Source organism: Chamaesiphon sp. VAR_48_metabat_403 (assembly GCF_031422475.1).
Taxonomy (GTDB): Bacteria; Cyanobacteriota; Cyanobacteriia; order Cyanobacteriales; family Chamaesiphonaceae; genus Chamaesiphon.
Genome location: NZ_JANPLS010000516.1, coordinates 1 through 2,615, shown reverse-complemented (window position 1 = coordinate 2,615; position 2,615 = coordinate 1). Strand labels below are relative to the sequence as shown.

At 47.3% G+C, this 2,615-nt stretch carries 2 protein-coding genes and 1 riboswitch; of the genes, one reads left to right on the top strand and one right to left on the bottom strand.

Annotated features, from left to right (window positions below; translation table 11 throughout):
- Positions 1-493 precede the first annotated feature (493 nt).
- Positions 494-1,057 carry a HEAT repeat domain-containing protein gene (locus tag RMO79_RS24150; protein WP_310485828.1) on the top strand — a complete coding sequence of 188 codons (564 nt, stop codon included), beginning with the start codon at positions 494-496 and terminating at the stop codon, positions 1,055-1,057.
- 113 nt (positions 1,058-1,170) lie between these two features.
- On the opposite strand, the gene cobW is transcribed toward RMO79_RS24150, so the two are convergent.
- Positions 1,171-2,256, bottom strand: coding sequence for a cobalamin biosynthesis protein CobW (cobW, locus tag RMO79_RS24145; RefSeq protein WP_310485827.1), 1,086 nt, complete (start codon positions 2,254-2,256; stop codon positions 1,171-1,173).
- A gap of 29 nt (positions 2,257-2,285) precedes the next feature.
- Positions 2,286-2,436: riboswitch (cobalamin riboswitch) on the bottom strand.
- Between the last annotated feature and the right edge of the window lie 179 nt (positions 2,437-2,615).

The window sequence follows — 2,615 nt, the reverse complement described above, 5'->3', positions numbered from 1 at the left end:
GGCACAGTAGAGGCATAAACCTGCCGTGATTGTCTGTATTCGGTGATGAATCCATCCAAAAATGCAATAGCGGCAAGCGTGAAGAATACTATCGATAAAGTAAATTTTATCATCTTAGTAATTCGTTGGGTGGGCAATGCTCACTAGCTGCTCCCCAGTAGAACTGAGTTTGGTCTTATAGCTTACCGCACTTCTCATTTTAAAACTCTTGCACTACTTGAGTGCGTCGTTGGCCCAAAGCCCGCTCCCCTGGAGAATCTCGGTCAGATTACTGACGACAGAATGCGGATTGCAACAGTTTTATTTTTAAAAACTACCATCCGCTCCGCTCCCGGACTTTTACTGTTGGCGGAGCCTCGCCTTTCTGCCGTAGGCACAGCAGCCTCTCCCTATAGAGAATTTCAATTTTCATAATGAGAATTGCTGCTTAATTACTGGATTGAGGCGATAAACTCTTGAAGTAGTAAATCGATAGTAATTATCGAGTGTCAATATGCTAAAACAATCATTGCTCAAACTCCTGCCGATAGTCTGGTTGAGTTGCGCCCCAATTGCGGGGATGACTGAGTTGGCAAGAGCGCAAACCATACCGCAACAACCAAGCAACCAGCAAGCGGAAATAGCAAAACTAATTCAGCAGATGAAAACGGGCAATAGTAGCGATCGCCAAAATGCTAGCCTAGAATTAGGCAAAATAGGCGCGGCGGCAAAATCTGCTTTGCCCCAATTAATTTCATTGCTAAAAGACCCCAATCCAGATGTGAAAATTGCGGCTGCTTATGTACTAGCTAGAATGGGAAATGCCGCGAAACCTGCTATTCCGCAATTATTAAAACTCTTCAAAGATCCAGAGCCAGACGTGCGTTTGAGTGCGGCGACTGCCTTGGGTGGATTGGCTCAGTCGGCGCAATCGGCGATTCCGCAATTAATTTCATTGCTCAAAGATGCAGATCCGCTCGTGCGGGCTTATACAGTCTACACGCTAGGGTTGATGGGCGGCTCGGCTCGATCGGCGATTCCGCAATTAATTCCCCTGTTGCAAGACTCTAGCCCCTGAAGGGGTGCTTGTCACCCCTTCAGGTCGCTAACACTGTAGATTCGATCCTGAAAAAATTGGGCTATGGGCAGTCAAAAGATTGACTTTCCAACCTCGATTGCCATAGCCGATCCCTAATTGAGCGACGGAATAAGGAGAGAATCGAGTTCTTTAACTTCACCAACAGCTAAAGCAGTAGCAATCGCGACCGGATCGATCGAGTGTCCGATAAATACTAGTTTAGTCTCTCGTGGCTCATCGGTACGCCAAGGTCTGTCGTAAAATTGCTCGAATCGATTGCCTACACCTTGAATCACTAATCGCATCGGCTTATTTGGTACGGCGACGAAGCCTTTAATACGATAGATTTCCTGTTCCTTGACGAGGAGTTCTAATTTCTGACGCAATGATTCGGGGTCGAATTCGCGATCGAGAACGAGATTAATCGAGTTAATATCATCGTCATGCTCGTGTTCCTCCTCTGAATCGTGATGACTGGGACGCTCTTCGAGATGGTCTTCTACTGCGGCATTTAATCCTAATATTGTATCTACATCGACAATCCCCCGATCGCTAGTAACTATTTTCACAGCACGGGGTAGTTCTTGGTTAACTAGATCGATCGTTTGTTGATATTGTTCGGCAGTTACTAAGTCGGCTTTATTTAAAATCACCAAATCCGCACAGGCTAATTGATCCTCGAATAACTCCTGCAATGGCGTTTCGTGATCCAGATTCTCATCCTCCTGTCTGAGCGCGTCTACAGCCGCCGGATCGCTGGCAAACCTGCCATCTGCCACAGCATCGCAATCGACCACCGTAATAACCGCATCTACCGTCGCTGCGGTGCGAATTTCTGGCCACCGGAAGGCGGTAATTAGCGGCTTGGGCAGTGCCAAACCGGAAGTTTCGATGAGAATGCAGTCGATGTCATCTTTGCGTGCAATTAGGGCTTGCATCGTGGGGAGAAATTCTTCCTGTACCGTACAGCACAAGCAACCGTTGGTGAGTTCGACGATATTATTGGGAGTTTCTAGCTCATCTTCGGGGCAAACTTGACACGATTTTAATAATTCCCCATCGATGCCCAGTTCGCCAAATTCATTGACAATCACCGCAATCCGTCGCCCTTGATTGTGGGTGAGTAAATGTCGGATTAGGGTGGTTTTGCCACTACCCAAAAATCCGGTAATGACGGTAACGGGAATTTTTTTTGCCATGTTAATTTAATTTGCGTGCCGCGCACAAATGGGAATATACGTACCTCGGCGGGCATCCTGACTTATCGATACACAGGTGCATCGAAACACAGTTGCACAGACAGCGTTGGCTTCGCACCAAACTTTCCCCGTTACCTCCACTGGCTGCTCCCCAGTAGAACCGAGTTCGGTCTTTTAGTTTACCGCAATTACTCGCTACATCTTGGCGGTAAACTTTATTAATCGCATAGCTCGCTCGCTTGATTCTACCAAAAATATCCCGATCGAATCCTCGTGCGCTGTTCGCCAGGATCGTATTCTAGGATATATTCGCGAGTAATTGCAGCTTGCGCGCGCAGATTTGCAACCTCACTTTCGGC

What these genes read in the sequence shown, in the direction of transcription:
- RMO79_RS24150 (WP_310485828.1), top strand. Translation starts at nt 494, where the DNA reads ATGCTAAAACAATCATTGCTCAAACTCCTGCCGATAGTCTGGTTGAGT.
- cobW (WP_310485827.1), bottom strand. Translation starts at nt 2,256, where the DNA reads ATGGCAAAAAAAATTCCCGTTACCGTCATTACCGGATTTTTGGGTAGT.